This window comes from Novispirillum itersonii (assembly GCF_014205675.1).
GTDB classification, from domain to species: domain Bacteria; phylum Pseudomonadota; class Alphaproteobacteria; order Rhodospirillales; family Rhodospirillaceae; genus Novispirillum; species Novispirillum itersonii_A.
The window spans coordinates 123,318-142,927 of the sequence record NZ_JACIIX010000001.1; the positions used below are offsets into that span (position 1 = coordinate 123,318).

General features: G+C 66.7%; 23 protein-coding genes and 2 tRNA genes. 11 read left to right on the forward strand and 14 right to left on the reverse strand.

The annotated features are described in order from the left end of the window. Nucleotides 1-321: 321 nt before the first annotated feature. Complete coding sequence (locus FHS48_RS00515) at nt 322-912, forward strand: DUF2076 domain-containing protein (RefSeq protein ID WP_184259980.1); 591 nt, start codon at nt 322-324, stop codon at nt 910-912. A 166-nt stretch (nt 913-1,078) separates the two neighbouring features. Here FHS48_RS00515 and FHS48_RS00520 read toward each other — a convergent pair whose 3' ends face one another. Next, complete coding sequence (locus tag FHS48_RS00520) at nt 1,079-1,699, reverse strand: FMN-binding negative transcriptional regulator (RefSeq protein WP_184259983.1); 621 nt, start codon at nt 1,697-1,699, stop codon at nt 1,079-1,081. A 486-nt stretch (nt 1,700-2,185) separates the two neighbouring features. On the opposite strand from FHS48_RS00520, the gene FHS48_RS00525 reads away from it, so the two are divergent. Continuing rightward, entirely contained in the window at nt 2,186-3,070 is an 885-nt protein-coding gene (locus FHS48_RS00525) for a LysR family transcriptional regulator (protein ID WP_184259986.1), read from the forward strand. Nucleotides 3,071-3,095: 25 nt separating this feature from the next. On the opposite strand, the gene FHS48_RS00530 is transcribed toward FHS48_RS00525, so the two are convergent. Then, nucleotides 3,096-5,021 (reverse strand): methyl-accepting chemotaxis protein, encoded by a 1,926-nt coding sequence (locus FHS48_RS00530; protein ID WP_260402275.1) that lies wholly within the window; start codon nt 5,019-5,021, stop codon nt 3,096-3,098. A gap of 396 nt (nt 5,022-5,417) precedes the next feature. Next, complete coding sequence (locus tag FHS48_RS00535) at nt 5,418-5,630, reverse strand: hypothetical protein (RefSeq protein ID WP_184259991.1); 213 nt, start codon at nt 5,628-5,630, stop codon at nt 5,418-5,420. A 155-nt stretch (nt 5,631-5,785) separates the two neighbouring features. Between FHS48_RS00535 and FHS48_RS00540 the strand changes: the two genes are divergently transcribed. The 7 genes from FHS48_RS00540 (at nt 5,786) to siaD (ending at nt 11,837) form a co-directional block, all read left to right on the forward strand. Then, a complete protein-coding gene (locus FHS48_RS00540) occupies nt 5,786-5,968 on the forward strand; it encodes a hypothetical protein (RefSeq protein ID WP_184259994.1) in 183 nt (60 codons plus the stop codon). 284 nt (nt 5,969-6,252) lie between these two features. Next, the gene (locus tag FHS48_RS00545; RefSeq protein ID WP_184259997.1) at nt 6,253-6,957 is read left to right on the forward strand and encodes a LexA family transcriptional regulator; all 705 of its coding nucleotides are present in this window, start codon (nt 6,253-6,255) and stop codon (nt 6,955-6,957) included. A gap of 79 nt (nt 6,958-7,036) precedes the next feature. Further along, a complete protein-coding gene (locus tag FHS48_RS00550; RefSeq protein WP_184260000.1) occupies nt 7,037-7,390 on the forward strand; it encodes a hypothetical protein in 354 nt (117 codons plus the stop codon). A gap of 472 nt (nt 7,391-7,862) precedes the next feature. Further along, nucleotides 7,863-9,890 carry a biofilm regulation protein phosphatase SiaA gene (siaA, locus tag FHS48_RS00555; protein ID WP_184260002.1) on the forward strand — a complete coding sequence of 676 codons (2,028 nt, stop codon included), beginning with the start codon at nt 7,863-7,865 and terminating at the stop codon, nt 9,888-9,890. Nucleotides 9,891-9,989: 99 nt separating this feature from the next. Then, nucleotides 9,990-10,529 (forward strand): biofilm regulation protein kinase SiaB, encoded by a 540-nt coding sequence (siaB, locus tag FHS48_RS00560; RefSeq protein WP_184260005.1) that lies wholly within the window; start codon nt 9,990-9,992, stop codon nt 10,527-10,529. A 73-nt stretch (nt 10,530-10,602) separates the two neighbouring features. Further along, nucleotides 10,603-10,980 (forward strand): biofilm regulation phosphoprotein SiaC, encoded by a 378-nt coding sequence (gene siaC / locus FHS48_RS00565; RefSeq protein ID WP_184260008.1) that lies wholly within the window; start codon nt 10,603-10,605, stop codon nt 10,978-10,980. A 14-nt stretch (nt 10,981-10,994) separates the two neighbouring features. Further along, nucleotides 10,995-11,837, forward strand: coding sequence for a biofilm regulation diguanylate cyclase SiaD (siaD, locus tag FHS48_RS00570; RefSeq protein ID WP_184260011.1), 843 nt, complete (start codon nt 10,995-10,997; stop codon nt 11,835-11,837). 9 nt (nt 11,838-11,846) lie between these two features. On the opposite strand, the gene FHS48_RS00575 is transcribed toward siaD, so the two are convergent. The 8 genes from FHS48_RS00575 to FHS48_RS00610 all read right to left on the reverse strand — a co-directional run bounded on the left by FHS48_RS00575 (nt 11,847) and on the right by FHS48_RS00610 (nt 16,034). Then, a complete protein-coding gene (locus FHS48_RS00575) occupies nt 11,847-12,362 on the reverse strand; it encodes a helix-turn-helix transcriptional regulator (protein WP_184260014.1) in 516 nt (171 codons plus the stop codon). Between the two features lie 17 nt (nt 12,363-12,379). Then, nucleotides 12,380-12,907, reverse strand: coding sequence for a cytochrome b/b6 domain-containing protein (locus tag FHS48_RS00580; protein WP_260402276.1), 528 nt, complete (start codon nt 12,905-12,907; stop codon nt 12,380-12,382). 67 nt (nt 12,908-12,974) lie between these two features. Then, nucleotides 12,975-13,235: a PepSY domain-containing protein gene (locus FHS48_RS00585; RefSeq protein ID WP_184260018.1), complete on the reverse strand. Its 261-nt coding sequence runs from the start codon at nt 13,233-13,235 to the stop codon at nt 12,975-12,977. Between the two features lie 132 nt (nt 13,236-13,367). After that, nucleotides 13,368-13,736, reverse strand: coding sequence for a DUF1304 domain-containing protein (locus FHS48_RS00590; protein ID WP_184260020.1), 369 nt, complete (start codon nt 13,734-13,736; stop codon nt 13,368-13,370). 224 nt (nt 13,737-13,960) lie between these two features. After that, nucleotides 13,961-14,036, reverse strand: a tRNA-Phe gene (locus tag FHS48_RS00595). Between the two features lie 142 nt (nt 14,037-14,178). Beyond that, a tRNA-Phe gene (locus FHS48_RS00600) sits at nt 14,179-14,254 on the reverse strand. 216 nt (nt 14,255-14,470) lie between these two features. Next, nucleotides 14,471-14,674, reverse strand: a complete 204-nt coding sequence (locus tag FHS48_RS00605) for a DNA gyrase inhibitor YacG (protein ID WP_184260024.1) — start codon at nt 14,672-14,674, stop codon at nt 14,471-14,473. Between the two features lie 16 nt (nt 14,675-14,690). After that, nucleotides 14,691-16,034: a ribonuclease E/G gene (locus FHS48_RS00610; RefSeq protein WP_184260027.1), complete on the reverse strand. Its 1,344-nt coding sequence runs from the start codon at nt 16,032-16,034 to the stop codon at nt 14,691-14,693. 66 nt (nt 16,035-16,100) lie between these two features. Here FHS48_RS00610 and FHS48_RS00615 point away from each other — a divergent pair, with 66 nt between their 5' ends. Beyond that, complete coding sequence (locus FHS48_RS00615; protein ID WP_184260031.1) at nt 16,101-16,427, forward strand: YnfA family protein; 327 nt, start codon at nt 16,101-16,103, stop codon at nt 16,425-16,427. 29 nt (nt 16,428-16,456) lie between these two features. Here FHS48_RS00615 and FHS48_RS00620 read toward each other — a convergent pair whose 3' ends face one another. From FHS48_RS00620 to infA, 3 genes are all read right to left on the reverse strand, one after another. Then, nucleotides 16,457-16,993: a hypothetical protein gene (locus FHS48_RS00620; RefSeq protein ID WP_184260034.1), complete on the reverse strand. Its 537-nt coding sequence runs from the start codon at nt 16,991-16,993 to the stop codon at nt 16,457-16,459. A gap of 110 nt (nt 16,994-17,103) precedes the next feature. Then, nucleotides 17,104-17,691, reverse strand: a complete 588-nt coding sequence (locus tag FHS48_RS00625) for a Maf family protein (RefSeq protein WP_184260037.1) — start codon at nt 17,689-17,691, stop codon at nt 17,104-17,106. A 12-nt stretch (nt 17,692-17,703) separates the two neighbouring features. Beyond that, nucleotides 17,704-17,922: a translation initiation factor IF-1 gene (gene infA / locus FHS48_RS00630; RefSeq protein ID WP_026345061.1), complete on the reverse strand. Its 219-nt coding sequence runs from the start codon at nt 17,920-17,922 to the stop codon at nt 17,704-17,706. Between the two features lie 252 nt (nt 17,923-18,174). Here infA and FHS48_RS00635 point away from each other — a divergent pair, with 252 nt between their 5' ends. Then, a complete protein-coding gene (locus FHS48_RS00635) occupies nt 18,175-19,548 on the forward strand; it encodes a hypothetical protein (protein WP_184260040.1) in 1,374 nt (457 codons plus the stop codon). Nucleotides 19,549-19,610: the final 62 nt, after the last annotated feature.

Sequence of the window (19,610 nt, forward strand, 5' to 3'; positions counted from 1 at the left end):
TAACATATTGGCCTTTCAGCCGACAACGGGCCATAGGACCCATGAGGTTGAAGCGGGCCATTGAATAAGACTATTTTTAATTGATGACTTTATTGCCCTGAAAAACATACGGAATTCGACACACACCATTGAGTGCGCCGCTGTTTTGCGGGAAATCCTGTTGCAGATTGCAAAGGCCGGGGCGGCCGGATCAGGGTCAGGGCCACCACCCCAGAAGAAATTTCGCGAACCGTGCAAAAATTTTTCGCGAAACACCTTGCAGGCAGATTTTCCGGTCTTACATCCCGGTCATAGGCACTTTCTTCGGGATCAAATCTCGCCATGGACCACAACGACAAAGCCGCCATTGACGGACTCTTCGACCGCCTGCGTCAGGCCGAAGCCGGAAGCCCGCCGCGCGACACCGCCGCCGAGGCCCATATCCGTGACACCCTGTCCCGCCAGCCCGCCGCGCCGTATTACATGGCGCAGGCCCTGCTGGTGCAGGAACACGCCCTGCAATCCCTGACCGCCCGGGTCGAGGAACTGGAACGCGAGCTGGCCAACCGCCCGGCGGCGGGCGGCGGCGGCTTCCTCAGCGGCCTGTTCGGCGGGCCGCGCCCGCAGGCCCCGGCCAATGGTTATGGCGCCCCCAGCCACGGCACCCCCGGTTATGGCGGCCAGCGCCCCGGCATGGGGGCGATGGCACAGGGCATGCAGCCCTTCCAGCAGGCACCGCGCGGCAGCTTCCTGTCCGGCGCGCTGCAAACCGCCGCCGGAGTGGCGGGCGGCCTGATCCTTGGGAACATGCTGGCTGACATGATCAGCGGCGGCAACGATGCGCAGGCGGCGGAACAGCCCGCCCCTGCCCCTGAACCGGCCCCGGAAGAAGAGTCTTTCGCCGATTTCGGCGGGGATGACGAGTTCTTCTAAGGCCCGGTCCGGCCCCTCCCCCCGCGCGGGGCCGGTTTTCCTGTCTTCTCCCGTCCGGTCCGGTGCCCACCCCCCGGGCACACCCGGACGGGGGAATCCCCTGCTTTTTCCTGCTCCTTCCCACTTCCCCGTTCCGCCCCAGCGGGACGGGGTTTTTTCTGTCCGCTCAGCGGTCCTGCGGGATCAGGTCAGCCACCGCCTGTCGCCCATCGGCGCGCAGGCCTGCCGCCACCCTGGCCCGGTCGGCGGCAGAGCGGTTCTGGCTCATCTTCGCCTTGCCCTCAATCCGCGTCAGCGGCATGCGGAAGCCGATGATCGCCCCCAGATGCGCCGTCAGAAAAGGCTCCGGGGCATCGTCAACCCGCCACGGGTCGGGACGCCCGGCCTCGTGCCGGTCAGTCAGGGCCGACACCACCGCCCGCAGGCGGGGCAGATCGGTGAAAAATTCCGGGATGCCCCAGGCGTGGACGGTCACGTAGTTCCACGTTGGCACCACCTGCCCATGCTCGCGCTTCGACGGATACCACGACGGGGTGACATAGGCCTCCGGCCCCATGAACACCGCCAGCGCCTCCGCCCCCGGGGCAACCCGGGCCTGACGGTTGTTGCGGGCAACATGGCCATACAGGGTGCCGAACGCCCCTTCCTGCGGGGCAAGCACCAGCGGCAGCGGGGTGGCCAGCAGGCCATCCTCCCCATGAGTGATAAAGGTGGCCAGACCGGCGGCGGCGATCACCCGGTGCTGGTCGGCAAGGGAGTCAAGACGGAAGGCGGCGGGACATTCCATGGCACAGATCCTGCGGGGAGCGGTCAGACAGCGACGGTGCCGCATCACAGGGAAGACCGGCAGCCGGTTCCGGGGGCTTGTAACCCGGAACCGGACTGCCGGACAGGGCCGGTTTTTACTTTATTGACCAGTCCACTAACCCTGCCGGATGGCAAATGGGGGACATGTCCCGGCAGGGGTATCTGTGGGGACGCGGCTGGTCAACCGTCCGGCCGGACCCCGGCCGTCCGTCGGGGTGACGGACCGGGGCCTGAACACGGTTTCCGGCGGGCAGACGGGCACGGCAGAAACCGCGTTCTGATCTGATACGTGCCAGCGGCGGAAATCCGGCGCAAAAATGTTCGCCGTCACTCAAGGCGTGACAGAAACCGCCGGAAGACTTCAGCCGGGAACCGCACTGCCACTGCTGCAACGGACAGGGCCACACCCGAAAAATATTGCCAATCTTTTGCCGCCGGATAGAAAGAGCCGGATAGAAAGAAAACGATGAACACGCGCCCTCACGACTGGACCCTGATCGCTGCCTTTCTGGCTGTCATGCGCACCGGCAGCCTGTCCGCCGCCGCGCGGGCGCTGGCGCTGACCCAGCCCACCCTGCGCAGCCGGATCAGCGAACTGGAAACCCTGACCGGCACGCCGCTGTTCGTGCGCGGGCCAACCGGCCTGACCCCGACCGCCGCCGCCCGGTCCCTGCTGCCCGATGCCGAGGCAATGGACGCCGCCGGACATGTGTTTTACCGCCGGGCCGCCACCGGAGGACATCCGCTGGCCGGGGTGATCCGCATCGCCGCCAGCGAGGTGACCGGCACCGAGGTGCTGCCGTTTGTGCTGGCCCCGTTCCTGCGGGACAACCCGTCGCTGCGGATTGAGCTGGACGCCAGCAACGGCGTCACCGATCTGCTGCGCTGCGAGGCCGATCTGGCCGTCCGCCATTCCCCGCCACAGCAGGGGGCGCTGGTGGCCCGGCAGATGCCGCCGGTTCCGCTGGGCTTTTATGCCTCAGACGCTTATCTGGCCCATCACGGCAGCCCGCAGGACTGGGCGGAGCTGGCCGCCGCCCATCCGTTTGTCTCCGACGACCGCCGGGGCTGGATGGAGGCCGGATTTGCGCAGTATCAGGCCACCCCGCCGGACAGCACGGTGTGGAAGACCGATTTCGATCTGTCCGGCATTGCCGCCGTACGGGCCGGAATCGGCATCGGGCTGATTCAGGTGCCGGTGGCGCAGCGGCTGGGCCTGACCCGGGTGCTGCCGTCCTTCTCCACCCCGTTGCCGGTGTGGATCGTGATGCACGGGGACATGCGCGGCAATCCCCGGGTCCGGGCCGTGTTTGACGTACTGGTCGCCGCCTATCTCGGCGGACTGCTGTAGGCAGGCCGGAGCATCCGGCCGCCGGTTACAGTCTACGGATCCGGTCAAAGAAGGTATCAACCTGCGCCTTCATGGTTTCCGACTGCCGCGCCAGCTCCGCCGCCGCCGACAGCAGCTGACCGGCGCTGTCCCCGGTTTCCCGGGCCCCTTCAGTCACGCTGATCACACTCTGTGACACATCCTGTGTGCCCTTGGCGGCCTCGGCGACGTTGACGGCGATCTCCCGCGTTGCCTCGCCCTGTTCGGCCACCGCCGCGCTGATATCCCCGGACAGGGCATAGATTTCCCCGATCACGCCGGCGATTTCGCGGATGGCGGTCACCACCTCATCCGAGACCGTCTGGATGGCGGTGATCTGCGCCCCGATCTCGCCGGTGGCCTTGGCGGTCTGGTTGGCAAGGGATTTCACCTCGTTCGCCACCACGGCAAAACCCTTTCCGGCCTCCCCGGCGCGGGCGGCCTCGATGGTGGCGTTCAGGGCCAGAAGATTGGTCTGACTGGCGATATCGTTGATCAGGCCGATGATCTGGCTGATCCGCGCCGTGGCCTCCACCAGCGACTGCACGGTGCTGTCCGTCCGCTCCGCCGCCTGCCGCGCCCGGTCGGCCACCGTCTGTGACTGACCGGCCCGCTCGGCGATATGGCTGATCGAGGTGGCCAGATGGTCCGAGGACGCCGCCACGCTTTTCACGTTGACCGAGGCCTCTTCGGTGGCCGCCGCCGCCGTGGTGGCATCCTGCGCCGAGCGCTCTGCCGTGCCGGACAGCACCCGGGCAGTGGCTTCCAGCTCCGTCGCCGCCGAGGTCACGGTTTCCAGCACCTTGACCATCTCACGGTCAAAGCCCTGCACCAGATCCTCCATCTGCCGGGTGCGCCGCTCGCGGGCTTCCAGCTCCGCCTGCTGGGCGGCTTCCAGACGGTCACGCTCCTGCGCGTTGTGACGGAACACCTGCACCGCCCCGGCCATCGCCCCGATCTCATCGGTGCGGTCGGAACAGGGGACATCGGTGGTCAGATCCCCCGCCGCCAGCCGCTTCATCGCCGTGGTCATCGCCAGCAGCGGCCGCGCCACCAGCGCCATCAGCGCCTGCCGCATCACCGCCACCATCACCAGCGCCGCCAGCACACAGGCCACCACCACCGACCAGCGGAACGCCCGCAGCGGGGCAAAAGCCTCCTCGCGGTCGGCGGACAGCAGCAGCGACCACTGCGCCCCCGGCAGGCTGACCGGCACCAGCATCACCAGATCGTCCCGCCCGGCCCCACGGGCCTGCTGCATGCCCGGCCCGACCGCCGGGGTCAGATCCGGGTACAGGTCTTTCAGCGGTTTGTTGATCAGCGCTTTGTCGGCATGAATCAGGATGGTGCCCTGCGCATCAACAATCAGCGCCCCGCCCTTCTGCCCGAGATGGATGTCTGACAGCATCCGCACCAGACCGGCGATGCTGAAATCGCCCCCGGCCACCCCGGCTAGCGCCCCGCCCCGCATCACCGGGGCCGCCGCCGTCACCGTCAGCTGCTGGGTTGAGGCCGAAACATAAGGCGCGGTGATCACCGCCTTGCCCGCCGACCGCGCCAGCTGATACCAGCCGCGTTTGCGCGGATCATACCCCTCCGGCTGCTGGCCCGGCGGGGCCCGCAGAAAGGCACCGTCGGCCTGAAAGCCGATGTAATCCATCTCAAAGGTTGCCCCCAGCAGCGGGGTGCTCAGCATCTCCGTCAGGCGGGCGGGGTCGGTCTGCCCCACCGCCGTCTGCGCCACCTGATCAATCAGGGCAATCCGGGCATTCAGCCAGTTGCTGACACTCAGGGCCGACACCCCGCCGACCTGCTTCAGGTCATCCTCCACCGCCTCTTCGATCAGCCCATGCTGATAGCGGTCGGAATAGAGGGCGAAAACCAGAAAAACCGCCACCACCAGACCGGACAGCGCCAGCAAGATGCGCGTCATCAAACTCGATCTCATCATCCGCTCCTTCCCCCCCTTCGCTGAAACAGCCGCTTCAATGGCTGCCCCGAACACCAGATTAGAGCATACAGTCATGCAATGACCGCAAGGCCGGATTACCGTGTTTGTGTTCTCTCCCGGTATAGAATTATAGGTCCGTCACAAAAAATTAAAGGAAACCAGATTATAATATTACAGTCTGTTCATATTTGTAATTTCTTTAATTATTGATAGACCCTCTCTTCTTCCGGAGACCGCCTCGCCAGACAGTAATCACCACCCGCCATCACAGCGGCCCTTCTTCAGAAAAGTCAACTGCAAACATGCAAAATGAGGCGGCCCTTCGACCGCCCCATTTCCCCCTTTCCAAACCGGTATCTCACTGTCCGGCCTTCCCTGTCAGGTCCCGGCATCCCCTTCCCAGTCCGGATCATCGGCCAGATCCAGCGGACGGCCGATCCGGTGGCGCGGAAACAGCCGGGTCAGCGGCCCGACCGGCGGATACTGCCTGCGGGACACCTCGCGGGCCAGCACTTCGGCGGGCATATCCTCCGCCCGGCCCCGGCCCCAGCGGGCAAACTCGCGCGGACTGATCCGCTTGCCCGGCTGCACCGGCAGCGGTGCCCCGGGAATCCCCCCGGGGATCACGGCGGAACTGGGTGAAAACAGTCTGGGTGGTGCAGCCCAGCGCCCGCGCCAGCACCGCCACCGCCACCCCGGAGGACCGGCACTGATACAGCCAGTCCATCAGCTCCGGGGACCACAGAATGCCGTGCCGGACCGGATCCCGCCGGACCGGCGGCGGGCAGGACGGCTTCTGCTGCGACACCGGACGGCCAACCCGGGCCGGACGCGGGGCCTCCGGCACTGGCACCGGCACCGGCACCGGAGCAGCACCGGCAGACAGCACCGGCGGCGGGCCAACCCGTGGGGCCCGGCGGAACCCCTGAGCGGCCCCGGCAGAGCCGGACGCAGCGGCGGGCAGACGCCGCCGGTCCCCCCCGGCGGCGGTATAGAAAGCAGTCATGGCAGATCTTCCTGTTCAGGTGCGGTGCCACCGGATACGGTCTCAGGCCCGGACCGACCGGTGGCACGACAGTCTTCATTCGGCACGCAGGCCCGGAGGGCATGGCCACCACGGGGTCGCGTTGCGAGATAGTTGCGTTTTTTACATCGACATGTCAATGCGAAAAGCGCAATATCGCATCAGTTCCAAAACCCCAATAATGCAACCATGACTTTGATCGACACCATCAGACAGGCCCTGCAAAGCCCCGGCAAAAGCCAGCGCGGGCTGGCCCGGGCCATGGGGCTGGACCCCGCCGCCGTCAACCGCATGCTGAAAGGCGAGCGCCAGATCAAGGCGCACGAACTGACGGCCATCCGCGAGTATCTCGGCCTCCCCCCGGCCGAGGACCTGCCCGCCCCCACCATCCCCCGCAGTCCCGGTGCTTCCCCCGGGCAGACGGAGCCGCCCGGCCTGCCCGGCTGGCGGCAGCCCCCGGCTTTTGCCGAGGAATTCGCCATGGTCCCGGTTTATGATGCCCGCGCCTCCGCCGGGCCCGGTGCCATCAACACCGATGCCGAACCGGTCTGTTTCAGCGCCTTCCGCTGGGAATGGCTGCGCCGGGTCACCCAGGCCCCGCCCGATCAGCTGGCGGTGATTCAGGTGGCGGGGGACAGCATGGAACCGACCCTGCACCATGGCGACCATGTCCTGATCGACCGGACCGTCACCCGCTGGACCCGGGATGGCCTCTACGTGATCCGCTACGCCATTTCCGACGAACTGATGGTCAAGCGGCTGCTGTGGATCCCCAGCAGCCGCACGTTTTCGATCCGCAGTGACAACCCGGCCTATGGCAACACCGACGGCGTCGGCCCCGATGACCTGAGCGTGGTCGGTCGGGTGCTGTGGCTGGGGCGGAACATCGGCTGATGCGGCTTGACGGGTTGCATGTTGTTGCGAAAATCGCAACAATTAGCATTCCCGCTCACACTGCCACCGAGGACACCCGATGTACCTGCCCTGGACCGTCACCCTGACCACAGACGACGGCGCCCTGATCCAGCAGATTGATCTGGTCGCCGAAATCACCCCATACCGGGATGCCGGAACCGAAACCGGGGAGGCGATGATACAGGACCTGTATGTGGATCACCGCCGCACCCCGCTGGCCCCCCCGGCCCTGAGCCGGATCACCGGGCCGCTGGCGGTGGCGCTGACCGATGCGCTGGAAGCGGACCCCGCCTTCCACGACCGCGCCCGGGATGGTCTGACAGCCGACGCCGCCCCCCGCAGACCGGACCGGACCCAGCGCCGGACCGCCATCGATGGCAGCGGCGTCCGCTTCGGCCCGTGGCAGCGGTAAGCCTCCCGGTCTGCCGGGAGTCGCCCCGCCCCGCGCCCCGGCAGCCCGTTCTTTTCCGCCGGACGCAGCCCTCCCGGAGCCGGGACCGTCACGATCCATCCGGAATTGTTGCTGCACCGCCACAGATTGATGGTATTAATCCTTAAGACTCACACCGTCGGCCGGGGGCATGGTTCAACCGGCTGATGCGGGGTGAAAATACCGGCCTCAGCCATTCTGCGGAACCGGAAAACCACACTCATAAGATGCTTTACTACCAAAAAGATCTTCCCGCGCAGCTCTGTTGTCTCCTTTGGGAGAGGTCCCTGCCCTATGCGGACGACACGGAAAAATTGCGCTTACCCTACAGGCTGTTACAGTATCAGTATCCTTGCATGCGCCTGCTGACCGGGCAGGCCGCACCGCCGCAGGTGCTGTGCCGCAAACGCCGCACGGCACCGGCAACACACCGACTGATGGGAGCACGGTCCGGATGGCCACCTTTGGCTTAAGAGCCAAATCCCTGCTGCTGATGGGGTTGGTCAGCCTGCTGGTGCTGCTGGTCGCGATGACGGCCAGCTGGCAGATCATCGGCGGGGTCCAGTCGTTTTTTGTCGAACAGTACGCCCAGACCACCACCGCGCTGGCGCGGGAACGTCTGGTCGCCCCGGTCAGCCGCCAGCTGGCGCTGGCCCGGCGCTTTGCCACCCTGACCTCAACCCGGGCGTGGCTGGCGGACGAGAGCGACCCGGAGAAGGCCCGGCGCTTTTTCACCGAGGCCCGGACCTACAGCCAGTCGTTTGAGGACCACCTGTATTTTGTCGGCAGCGCCGCCACCCTCAACTATTACCTCAACGATGCCTTCAGCCCGGAAACGTCGCAGGCCCGCTACCGCATGCGCAGCGGCAATCCGGCCAACGACTGGTTCTTCACCTCGATGGCGGGCCGGGCATCCTACAACATCAACGTGGACACCGACCCGGCGGTCAAAGGGGTCAAGGTGTGGTTCAACACCGTTGTCACCGACAGCGATGACCCGGCTTCGGCCCGGCGCATCGGCGTCGCCGGAACCGGCATCGACCTGACGGGGCTGCTCCAGGATTACATGACCAGCCTCGGACCCGGCATCCTGCCGATGGCCATCAACCGCGGCGGGGCGATCCAGATGCATCCGGACTGGTCGCGGGTGGCCAGCAATTCCACCGCCGGGGGACTTGAGGACCGCACCACCAACCTTCTCGCCAGCCTGTCCCCGGCGGATGCGGATGCCCTGCGCGCCGCCATGGTGCGCACCACCGCCCTTGATAAGTCGATCGAGCTGCTGCCGGTGACGCTGGACGGCACACCGCGCCTGCTGGCGGTCACCTATCTGGAAGAGATCCACTGGTATGTGATCAATGCCTTCGACCCGACGGCCGTCCGCCCGGCCCGGGTCCAGACCCTGATCATCGGGGCGGTGGTCACCGCGGTGCTGCTGCTGGCGGCGGTGCTGGGCATCGGCCTTGTGGTGTCGCGGATGGTGCTGCGCCCGTTGCAGCAGCTGCAACGCGGGGTGCAGGCGGTGGCACAGGGCCGCTACGACATGCCGCTGCCGGAGAACCGCCGCGATGAGTTCGGCGACCTCAGCCGGATGTTCCGCTTCATGGCGCAGGAGGTGCAGCGCACCACCCAGACGCTGGAACAGCGGGTGGAGGAACGCACCCGTGATCTGGCCGAGGCCAACCGGGTGATGACCGTCGCCCAGCGGCAGATCAATGACTCGCTGGACTACGCCCAGCTGATCCAGCGCGGCCTTCTGGCCAAGGATACCGTCTGGACGGACCCCGGCACCGATATCGGCTGGCTGTGGCTGCCGAAAGATGTGGTCGGCGGGGACTTCCATTTCTGCCGCCGCAGCGGCGACACGCTGGTGATCGGGGTGTTTGACTGTGCCGGGCACGGTGTGCCGGGGGCGCTGATGACCATGCGCACCCATGCCGCGCTGGAACAGGCGCTGGCCGCCGCCGCCCCCGGCGATCCCGCCGGGGTGCTGACCCGTCTGGATGCCCTGCTGCGCAACAATGCGCTGGCCGGGCCGGACGGCGATGGCCGCTTTGTCGCCACCGGGGTGGATGCCGGTCTGCTGATGGTCGATACCGCCCGCCGTTCCGCCGTGTTCTCCGGGGCCCGGATTGACCTGTACTGCCGGCCGCCGGGCGACGTGACCCGGGCCGGAGCCGTCACCTGCATCACCGGCAGCCGCCGCTGTCTGGGGGATGGCAAGCCCGGCACCTACAGCAATGCCGAACTGCCGCTGCTGCCCGGCCAGACCCTGTATATGGTGACCGACGGGGTGCTGGACCAGTCCGGCGGGGCGGAAGGGTTCGGGTTCGGGCGGCACCGGCTGCTGGACCTGATCCTGTCGCACGGCACCGCCGCCGCCGCCGCCCAGATTCAGGCCCTTGACGCCGCCCTGACCCTGTACCGGGCCGACCGGCCGCAGCGCGATGACATGACCGCCCTGTGCCTCCGCCTGAAGTAGTATCCGTCCGCGTCCGTCTGCGTTACCATCCGATCCAACCGCCCATTCCATGCTGCCGCAGGACCTGCCATGAACCCGTCCGTCGTGAACCCGCCCGTCATGAACCCAATCGATCTGTTTTCGCTGCGAGAGCGCTTTAACCAGACCAATATCATGCTGTGTTTCAACGGGCCGATGTCGCGCAGCCTGATTGAGGAGATCGGCAACGCCCTGAAGAACTACCTGACCGCCGATCAGGCCCACCCGGCCGCCGCCACCGATGTGTTCGGCACCTATATCGAGCTGACCCAGAACATCCGCCATTACACCCATGCCAAGGCGTGGTCGGAGCAGGATGCCGGGGCCACCGTGGTGATCTCCCGCGAGGCGGACGGCCGCTATGTGGTCTGCGCCGGCAACCTGATCGAACAGCAGGATGGCGAGGCGGTGTGTGCGCTGGTCGATCAGCTGGCCGGTCTCGACAAAGCCGCCCTGAAGGCCCTGTATAAGGAACAGCTGCGCAAGCCGCGCCCGGATGCCAGCAGCGGCGCCGGACTGGGGCTGATCCACGTGGCCCGCACCGCCACCGCCCCCCTTCAGGCCACCCTGCACCCCCTGCCCGATGGCCGGGCCTTCTTCAGCCTGCGGGCGGTGATCTGACCACCCCCTTCCCCCCTTCCCCCGGCCTCTCTTCCCGGCCTATAAAACCGACAGCCTGCCCCCGAGGATCCCGATGCAGAGTTTTGAAACCACCGGCACCCAGTCCACCCCCACCATCCGCGCCAACTGGGAAGAGGGCACCCTGTTCATGGAAGGGGATTCCTATCCGGAAAACTCCTACGAACAGTTCCGCCCGGTTTTTGACTGGATCGAAGCGTTCCTCAACACCGCCGGACGCCCGCTGCTGCTGGACCTGCACCTGCTGTACCTGAACACCAGCAGCATCAAGGCGATGATGGATATCTTCGACCGCCTTGAAAGCGCCCATGCCGCCGGACAGGCGGTGTCGGTGCGCTGGAGCTATGACCGCCGCAACGAACGCGTCGGCGAACTGGCGGAAGAATTCCGTGAGGACTGCTCCTTCCCGTTTGCCATCGAACCCTCGGCCTGAGGACCGGCTCCGCCATGACTTCCGCCTTTCCGCCGCCGTCATCCCTTGAATCCCGGATCAGTCAGCTGCTGGCCGATCCGGTGTATGACGGCCACCCGCTGCGGCAGGCGCTGGAGGACCTGTGGGAGACCCACCGCGATCTGGACCGGCGGCTGGACCGGATCGCCCGGGTCTCCGACGCCTTCCAGAGCATGGCGCGGGAGCGGGAGCTGGGCCTACAGGAACGGATGGAGCGCGACCTGCGGCGGCTGGAAAAGCTGGCGCGGATCTCTGACCGCTATCAGTCGATGATGCGGGACCTGAATGTGGCCCTGACCGAGGCCTCCACCCACGACAGCCTGACCCGCCTGCCCAACCGCCGCCTGCTGACCGACCGCCTGAAGGCGGAGGCCGAACGGGCGGACCGCTATGACCGCAGCTTTACCGTGGTGATGATCGATATCGACCACTTCAAGCGCATCAATGATGCCTGTGGTCATGACGTCGGCGATTCCGTGCTGATCGAGCTGGCCCATGCCATGGGGGCGGAGCTGCGGGATCAGGACTGTGCCGGGCGCTGGGGCGGCGAGGAATTTGTGCTGCTGCTGCCGGAAACCCCGCTGGATGCCGCCGTACAGGTGGTGGAACGGGTGAGGGACCGGCTGAACCGGGTGCGGGTGCCCTATCCCCATCCGACCGGATCGGTGACCGCCAGCGCCGGTCTGGCCGAACACATTCCCGGCACCCCGGTGACCGCCACCCTGACCCGCGCCGACACCGCCCTGCTGACCGCCAAGCGCAATGGCCGGGACCGGATTGAACGGGCCGGGGCCGACACCCCGGCGGATCTGGCGGTTCCGTTCCCGTCCGAAGCCTGATCCCTGCGGTTACCCCGGCGGATCCACCGGGGTCAGCAGACCGTCAATCAGCAGACTCAGCAGGTCGCCCCGGCCACTGGTGCCGGACTTGCGGTAAATCGCATTCAGATGGGATTTGACGGTGCCCTCGGCATTGCCCCGGGCCTGAGCGATCTCGGCAATCGACAGCCCCTTGACCAGAAACAGGGTGATATCCCGCTCTGCCGGGGTCAGCCGCCAGCGGTCACAGTGGGCCTCGATCACGTCATGCAGCGCCTGCGAGGCGACACTGGCGGCCTGTTCCAGATGGGCCTTCCGGCGCAGCAGCCACAGCAGCAGCCGGGCCTCCACCGCAATGGCGGCAAACAGCGACACCGCCGCCGCCGTCTCCACATACAGATGCAGACGGGACGCGGCGGCGGTGCTGTCTTCCAGATAATCGGACACCACATCGCTGAAAAAGAACACGGCACAGGCCACCTGCAACCCGACAAGGCACAGCAGCAGCAGGGGCAGAGAGCGGTGCGACACCAGAGAGGACGGCATAAGCCCTCCGAATCCGTTCAGGCGTGGGGGACATCCTTGTACCCGGTGACCATCGCCTTGGGAAGATTGATGCCGGTGCGGCGGCTTTCCCACAGCACCGCCGCCACATGCAGGCCGACGCAGATCTGTGCCCACAGCACCGCCGCCTCATGCACCTGTTCCGGCCACTCCACGCCCCAGAAGGCATCGGTGGTCATCAGCCAGCCGGACCCGCCGATCACCAGCAGGCACAGCAGCAGGTTATAAATCATCAGCGCCCCCAGCGGCGTATGGCCGACATGCAGGGGCGTGCGGCCGGTCGCCAGATCGGACACCTGTTCCAGCGAGGCTGACACACTGGGCGGAAAGTCAGAGAACCGCGCATGGCGGCTGCCGACCAGCCCCCACAGCCCCCGCACCGCCACCAGCCCAAGTACGGCATAGCCGACCCAGTGATGCAGACGGCTTTCATCATCAACAAACAGGCTGTTGGCGGCAAACAGCCCGACCAGCGACCAATGGAACAGACGGACCAGCGGGTCCCACACCCGGATGCGGCGCATCATGGCTTCCTTTCCTGACCAAAGCCCCCCGCTCCGGCCGGAGCGGGGGGTGTGGAGCCGGGACTCGCCCTTAGTTCTGGGTTTTGGTGCGGACCACGGTCAGGGTCTGGTCAAGGAACAGTTCCTGCTTCTTACCGTCCTTGGTGCGGACATAGGCTTCATACAGCCCGTCCTCGGTCTTGATCTTGCTGACGTCATAGCCTTCGGCGGTCAGCTTGGTGCGGATCGCCGCTTCGGTCTCCGGGGTCAGCGTGACGCCGGAGGCAAAGGCCTGCGGGGCGGCGGTCAGGGTCAGAGCGGCGACAACGGCGGCGGCGAACAGAGTACGCATGGACAGTCTCCAGAGATGAGAGCGGGGAAGATGTAACGCCCCGGACCCTGCCTGCCCAGCCCGGCCCCGTCTATCCACCGGCAGTGCCAACCTGTTGATCTATAACGCCGGTTTACCGCCTATAACCGGGGTTCAGGCCCCCAGCCACACCAACGCCAGCGCCAGCGCCGCCGGAACGGTCTGGATGAACAGGATCTTCCGCGCCGCCGTCACCGCGCCGAACACTCCGGCCACCGCCACACACAGCAGAAAGAACGTCTCCACCCCGCGATAGGGCTGCCCCTGCCCGGCCAGCCACAGGCCCCACAGCAGCCCGGCGGCGAGAAAGCCGTTATACAGGCCCTGATTGGCGGCCAGAACCTTGGTGCTGGCAGCAAAGGCAGGCTCCAGCCGGAAGGCCCGCCGCCCGCGTGGGGTATCCCACCACAGCATTTCCAGCAGCATGATATAAAGGTGCAGCAGCGCCACCAGCAGCACCGCCCCCTGCGCAACGTACAGCATTGGCTGTTCCTCCCCTGTTGTTATGACCGTCAGAGTGATAGGTTCCGCCGGAATTACAATCCCTGCCAGAATGATAATCCCTGACTGAAAAAGCGAGGCTGCTGATACGCATGCGCTGTCCGGTGGGTCATGGCAGCGCCGCCACACCACCGGCGGCCTCCTGCCCGGTTCCGTCACCCGCATATGGAAAACCCCCGAAAGGTTTCCCTTTCAGGGGTTTATAATGGTGCCCGGGGCCGGAATCGAACCAGCGACACTGCGATTTTCAGTCGCATGCTCTACCAACTGAGCTACCCGGGCATTTTATGCTGCAACAGCGGAAGTCACCTTTGGTGCGGTGCGCCGGAACAGGCTTTTCTGTCTGCCTTCACCATCCCGGATTGACCGGGTCGGCTTCGGCGGGAAAGGACAAGGCCCCGACGCAGTAACGTCGAGGCCTTGATGGTGCCCGGGGCCGGAATCGAACCAGCGACACTGCGATTTTCAGTCGCATGCTCTACCAACTGAGCTACCCGGGCATCTGGCCTTGCAACTGCGTCTGTCACCCTTGGTTCGGTGCGCTGCTGCGGCATCTATCCCCTTCAGTCTTCAGCGCTTTTCAGTTCAGCGCCTCAGCGTCGGGAGCCGCTTTTTATGATACTCTCCCCCCCCTGTCCAGCGCTTTTTTCATTTTTTTTGCAGACATCGGGTCCAGATTGCCATAAACCTCCACCAACACACTGATTTACAACGGTTTATTCATCCTCCAGCCCGACTGGCATTTCCGGTTCGTTGGTCGGCACGCGGTAGACCTCGCCCAGCCAGCGGTGCAGGTCCACATCGGCACAGCGGCGGGAGCAAAACGGGCGGTGGCGCGGAGTCACCGGGCCGCCGCAGGTCGGGCAGGCAGGCCCGCCAACGCGCACCGCATCCGGACGGGGGGGACTGTCATCGGTCATCGGTCACTCTCCTGCGTCACACATATCCCACATCAACCCAACCGGGGGCGGCCCCGGCCACCACCTCCAGCCCCAGCGGGCCACCGAGGGTGGCTTCGGCCTCCTGCCGGGCCGGGCGCAGCGGGCCATCCAGAAGCCCCGCCACCGCCGCCGAGGCCCGCAGGCGCGGCCAGCGCCCCGGCATCGACAGCCCCATGCGCACCGCCCGGTGCAGGGCCGCCAGCGCCACCGCCTCCGGCAGCGGGGCCGGAGCCGCCGGGGCCAGCATCAGATCGGCCAACGGCGGGCGCAGACGGTCGCGGCGCAGCTCCACCAGCCCCAAGGCCGACACCCCCAGAACCTGCACCGGCACCGGGTCCGCACTCAGGGCCTGCCGCAGATCCTGCGCCAGCGCCTTTTTGGCGGTGAAGACATCGCGCCGGGGGGCGACAAAATCAATCACGATCATGCCCGCCAATGCCCGCAGCCGAATCTGGCGGGCAATTTCCGCCACCGCCAGCCGGTTGGCCTCTTCCGGCTTCAGCGGCCCGGCATCCACATCAATGGCGGTCAGGGCCGCCGTCGCCTGAATATGCACCGCCCCGCCCCCCGGCAGCGGCACCATCGGGGCCAGAAGCCCCTCAATCTCCTCATCAAGTCCGGCGGAGGAAAACAGGTCCGCCACCTTGGCCGCCACGATCACCTCTGTCAGGTCGGGCCGGGCCAGACGGGCCTGCCGCACCGCATCGCGACCATCACACAGCACCTCGTCCACCCGCCGCCCCTGTAGGGCCTGCGCCAGCGGCAACGGGCGCTCCCCCTGCGTCTGGAGGGTGTCCCAGCGCTGCCGGGCCAGACGCAGTTCCGCCTCCAGCGCCGCCTCCGGGGCCGTGGTTGCCTGCGTGCGCAGCACCACCCCCTCATCCCCGGCCAGCGCCCGCCGCCCCCAGTCCTGCAACCGGCTGCGGGTGGCCTTATCAACAATCTTCGACGACAGGCTGACCCCGCCGCGCATCGGCGTATAGGCCAGCAGCGGCCCGGTGACGGAAATCCGGCCGCTGACCTTGGCACCCTTACCATGGCGCGGCTCCTGCACCACCTGCACCAGCACCCGCTGGCCGGACGGCGGAATCGCATTGCCGGGCATGTCCTCGCTGGGCAGAAACGCCGGTTCAGCCGCCCCGATGTCAATCAGCGCCGCCCCCGGCAGGCGCGACAGCACCCGCCCCCACAGGCAATCGCCGCTGCCGGGGCGACAGTCGCGGAACAGGTGCAGCTCCAGCAGGGTGTCGCCGCGCAGCAGGGCCACCCGGGTTTCCCCCGGACTGCGGCTGAGCAGGGCGCGGTCCGGAACAAAAGCGGTGGCGGGCAACGGGGGCATCGGGAATACTCCGGTCAGCAGGGCGGAACGGTGCCTACCATAGCGCACTCTGCGCCGGAGACCAGCATGACCACACTCGGCCTGTACCTGATCGCCGCCGCCGCCGAAATCGGGGGGTGCTTTGCGGTGTGGGCGTGGCTGCGGCTGGACCGCAGCGCCCTGTGGCTGATCCCCGGGGCGGCCTGTCTGGCCCTGTTCGCCTGGGTGCTGACCCGGGTGGAGGCCGACTTCGCCGGGCGCGCCTATGCGGCCTACGGCGGACTCTACATTCTCGCATCGCTGCTGTGGATGTGGGGCATGGAAGGCAGCCGCCCGGACCGCTGGGATCTGGCCGGGGCGGCCCTGTGCCTGACCGGCACCGCTGTTATCCTGTGGGGGCCGCGCAGCGCCTGAGCCCCCCCCACACACACAAAATGACCGCCTTACTGCAACAGAGCCGGAAAAGCCGGATCGTTCACGATGACCTTGATCAGGTCCTGCACCGCAGACGACAGCGCATCGGCGGTGGCATTGCAGGCCGTTGCCGCATCAAAACCACTTTTGAAATTATAAAGACTGGCGGCGGACAGGGTGCGCCCATTATCCGATTGCAGCGTCACGGCCAGATCCCAGTAGCCATTGACCAGACCGGAACTGGAAGAGAACAGCACACGGTCAACAGAGCCACTCAGGGTGCGCCCGCCCGCCGCATACACGCCCGCCATTTTCAGCTCGTCATTCAGCGCCTTGGCGATGAAATCAGGGATGCTCAAACCATCCGCGGGCTCAATCGGCCCCATCATGCGGCATCCGGAATCGTAGGTGGCGGCCATCTTCAGCGACGACACGGTCACCTTACTCCCGGTAAACTCCCGCAGCTTGACGATGTTGTCGGCTGACGGGGCATAGCGCGGCGGCTGCATCGTTGAGCAACCGGCAACGGCAAAGGCCAGCGCAACAGCCAGAACAGCGTTTTTCATAAGCTCCCCCAAGGATTACAATCTGAAAGATCACATCCTAGGGTGTTTTCCACCACACGCAATACCCCTGAAGGGAGAAGCGCGGACTGTAAATCCGGGAAGGGAGACTCTCAGCGCAGAACCGGATAGCCCAACCCGGCCAGCAGGTTGGCGGTTTCGTGCAGCGGCAGGCCGACCACGTTGGAATAAGATCCGTTGAGGTTGGTCACAAAGGCTGCCGCCAGCCCCTGAATGGCATAGCCCCCGGCCTTGCCGTGCCAGTCCCCTGCGGCCAGAAAGGCGCGCTGCTGCTGTTCTGACAGCGGGGCGAAGGTGACCACGGTCTGCACCACCCGCGACACCTGACGGCCATCGGGGGCAATCAGGCAGACGCCGCCGTAGACCCGGTGCCGCCGCCCTTGCAGGCGGGCCAGACACCGGCGGGCGGTCTGCTCATCTTCCGCTTTTGGCAGGATCCGGGTGCCACAGGCAACCACGGTATCCGCCGCCAGCACAAAGGCACCGGGCTGGCGGTCCGCCACCGCCCGGGCTTTCGCACAGGCCAGACGCAGCGCATGAGCGCGCGGCGTCTCGTCCTTCAGCGGAGTTTCGTCGATATCGGCGGGATCGACCCGCGCCGGAACGATGCCGATCTGCGCCAGCAGATCCAGACGGCGCGGCGAGGCCGAAGCCAGCACCAAATCAGCCGACGCGGTCATGACACCCCGGTCTTACTTGAAGCGGAAGGTGATACGGCCCTTGGTCAGGTCGTAGGGGGTCATTTCGACGGTCACGCGGTCACCGGCCAGCACGCGGATGCGGTTCTTGCGCATCTTGCCGGAGGTGTGGGCGAGGATTTCGTGATCATTATCAAGCTTGACGCGGAACATGGCGTTGGGCAGCAGTTCCGTTACGGTGCCCTGAAACTCGATCACATCTTCTTTTGACATTACAGCTCCGAAGAAAAACAAAGACTCGCGCGAGGATAAATCGCTGGGATTCATGGTGTACTCATGCGGCGCGGTCAAGACTATTTCCGGATTCCGGCTGACTTTTCCACTTTTTTACGCCGGTTGTGGCGACAAATCCGCGCCGGAAGACCGCCGCCGTTCAGAAAGAGCTGTCCAACCGCCCCGGAACAGGGCCTGCCCGGAAAACGGCGGTTTTCTCCCCGCTGCCGCCCCCGTACACTGGTGGCCATGATGACTGATCCGCGCCCGACCCCGTTCCGCCATGCCCTGACCGGCCTGCTGCTGGCCCCGGTTCTTGCCGCCCTGACCGGCTGCTCCGGCCCGGCCCCGACACCTCCGGCGGCGGCATCCGTTCCGGCCCCTGCCCGCAGTGCCGACGTCACCGGTTTTTTCGGCGGCGGGGATATTTTTGTTGTCTACGACCGCGACAGCGGCGGCCTGCCGACCGCCATCCGCCGGGTCACCACCGACCCCGGAACGGCGCTGGAGCCGTTCCTTGCGGAACAGGTCAACGCCCACACGCTGGACTGCCTGCGCCTGACACCGGCCCCGTCCGCCGCTGCCGCCCCGCTGGCGGGCCTGTGTGACGCCCGCCTGTGGCACAGCCGGGCAACCGAAGGAACCTCAACACTGGCGCTGTCCGATGCCCGCGATCCCCTGATCCGGCTGACCGACACCACCCTCAGCCAGATGCAGCAGGCGGTCTCCGGCCTTGGCTCACTGACCGGCTCCCCGTCCGCCGCCCCGGCGGAAGCCGCCACCGTCCGGCCCCCGGCTCCGCCGCTGGTGGAAGCCGCCCGCCGGGTGATCCCGCTGCTGGCCCTTGGCTATTCCGCCGACCGGACTGCCGCCCTCGGCGGGGGAGACAGCGCCGCCGCCTTCCTGCACACCTATCCCTCTGCCCCGGAACCGGACCGGCTGGCGGTGACCGATGCCGCCCTGCGGCAGGCCCTGAACCGCCCCGGCGCCACCGGCGAACTGCGGCGGGTGCTGCGGGTGCTGCCCCTGACCCCCGACCAGAAGACGCAGGGCCTGAACGCCCTGCGGCAGCTCCAGTCTCTTGATGGCTGGCTGTCCGCGCTGCGTCTGGGCGGCTCGGCCACCGATCTGCGGCAGGCCCGTGCCCTTGCCGCCAGAAGCCCCGGCCGACATGACACCCGTGTGGTTGAGGAAAGTGCAGCCCTTGATCAGGCCCTGCGGGCCCCCGACGGCGCAGCGGCGCTGTTCAGCCTGTCGGCCCCGGCACACTGGAACAGCCAGCCCGGCCCGCCGGACAGCCTGTCCCTGAAAACGGCCGTTCTGTCCGCGCCGGTCACGTTGTCCGCCCGCCCGACGGCCCGGCTGCACAGCGGCACCTATGACGTCACGGTCCGGATCAGCGCCGTCAGCAGCCGCAGTTACAGCCACCGGACCCCACAGGGAGAAACCGTGCAGGCCACCGCCCGCTCAAGCACCGAGACGGACGTGGTGTTTACCCTGTCGCCCCCGGCCTATCGCCAGACCCTGACCGTGGTGCTGCCGGAAATTGCGGCCCCCGGCGGCTCTGCCGATACCGGCGGCCCGGAGATCACCCTGTCGGTCCGCTCGGTGGACCTTAAGCCCTGAGAAGAGCAAAACAGGACGGAAGGCCAACGGCCTGACTGGCGCGTTGAGGGCCCGTGCCCGCG

What these genes read in the sequence shown, in the direction of transcription:
- FHS48_RS00520 (WP_184259983.1), bottom strand. Translation starts at nt 1,699, where the DNA reads ATGGAATGTCCCGCCGCCTTCCGTCTTGACTCCCTTGCCGACCAGCAC.
- siaC (WP_184260008.1), top strand. Translation starts at nt 10,603, where the DNA reads ATGCAGAGTTTTGAAACCACCGGCACCCAGTCCACCCCCACCATCCGC.
- FHS48_RS00610 (WP_184260027.1), bottom strand. Translation starts at nt 16,034, where the DNA reads ATGCCCCCGTTGCCCGCCACCGCTTTTGTTCCGGACCGCGCCCTGCTC.
- siaB (WP_184260005.1), top strand. Translation starts at nt 9,990, where the DNA reads ATGAACCCAATCGATCTGTTTTCGCTGCGAGAGCGCTTTAACCAGACC.
- siaA (WP_184260002.1), top strand. Translation starts at nt 7,863, where the DNA reads ATGGCCACCTTTGGCTTAAGAGCCAAATCCCTGCTGCTGATGGGGTTG.
- FHS48_RS00585 (WP_184260018.1), bottom strand. Translation starts at nt 13,235, where the DNA reads ATGCGTACTCTGTTCGCCGCCGCCGTTGTCGCCGCTCTGACCCTGACC.
- FHS48_RS00605 (WP_184260024.1), bottom strand. Translation starts at nt 14,674, where the DNA reads ATGACCGATGACAGTCCCCCCCGTCCGGATGCGGTGCGCGTTGGCGGG.
- FHS48_RS00525 (WP_184259986.1), top strand. Translation starts at nt 2,186, where the DNA reads ATGAACACGCGCCCTCACGACTGGACCCTGATCGCTGCCTTTCTGGCT.
- FHS48_RS00515 (WP_184259980.1), top strand. Translation starts at nt 322, where the DNA reads ATGGACCACAACGACAAAGCCGCCATTGACGGACTCTTCGACCGCCTG.
- FHS48_RS00615 (WP_184260031.1), top strand. Translation starts at nt 16,101, where the DNA reads ATGACCACACTCGGCCTGTACCTGATCGCCGCCGCCGCCGAAATCGGG.
- FHS48_RS00530 (WP_260402275.1), bottom strand. Translation starts at nt 5,021, where the DNA reads ATGACGCGCATCTTGCTGGCGCTGTCCGGTCTGGTGGTGGCGGTTTTT.
- FHS48_RS00635 (WP_184260040.1), top strand. Translation starts at nt 18,175, where the DNA reads ATGACTGATCCGCGCCCGACCCCGTTCCGCCATGCCCTGACCGGCCTG.
- FHS48_RS00625 (WP_184260037.1), bottom strand. Translation starts at nt 17,691, where the DNA reads ATGACCGCGTCGGCTGATTTGGTGCTGGCTTCGGCCTCGCCGCGCCGT.
- FHS48_RS00575 (WP_184260014.1), bottom strand. Translation starts at nt 12,362, where the DNA reads ATGCCGTCCTCTCTGGTGTCGCACCGCTCTCTGCCCCTGCTGCTGCTG.
- FHS48_RS00580 (WP_260402276.1), bottom strand. Translation starts at nt 12,907, where the DNA reads ATGATGCGCCGCATCCGGGTGTGGGACCCGCTGGTCCGTCTGTTCCAT.
- FHS48_RS00540 (WP_184259994.1), top strand. Translation starts at nt 5,786, where the DNA reads ATGCCGTGCCGGACCGGATCCCGCCGGACCGGCGGCGGGCAGGACGGC.
- siaD (WP_184260011.1), top strand. Translation starts at nt 10,995, where the DNA reads ATGACTTCCGCCTTTCCGCCGCCGTCATCCCTTGAATCCCGGATCAGT.
- FHS48_RS00620 (WP_184260034.1), bottom strand. Translation starts at nt 16,993, where the DNA reads ATGAAAAACGCTGTTCTGGCTGTTGCGCTGGCCTTTGCCGTTGCCGGT.
- FHS48_RS00550 (WP_184260000.1), top strand. Translation starts at nt 7,037, where the DNA reads ATGTACCTGCCCTGGACCGTCACCCTGACCACAGACGACGGCGCCCTG.
- FHS48_RS00545 (WP_184259997.1), top strand. Translation starts at nt 6,253, where the DNA reads ATGACTTTGATCGACACCATCAGACAGGCCCTGCAAAGCCCCGGCAAA.
- infA (WP_026345061.1), bottom strand. Translation starts at nt 17,922, where the DNA reads ATGTCAAAAGAAGATGTGATCGAGTTTCAGGGCACCGTAACGGAACTG.
- FHS48_RS00590 (WP_184260020.1), bottom strand. Translation starts at nt 13,736, where the DNA reads ATGCTGTACGTTGCGCAGGGGGCGGTGCTGCTGGTGGCGCTGCTGCAC.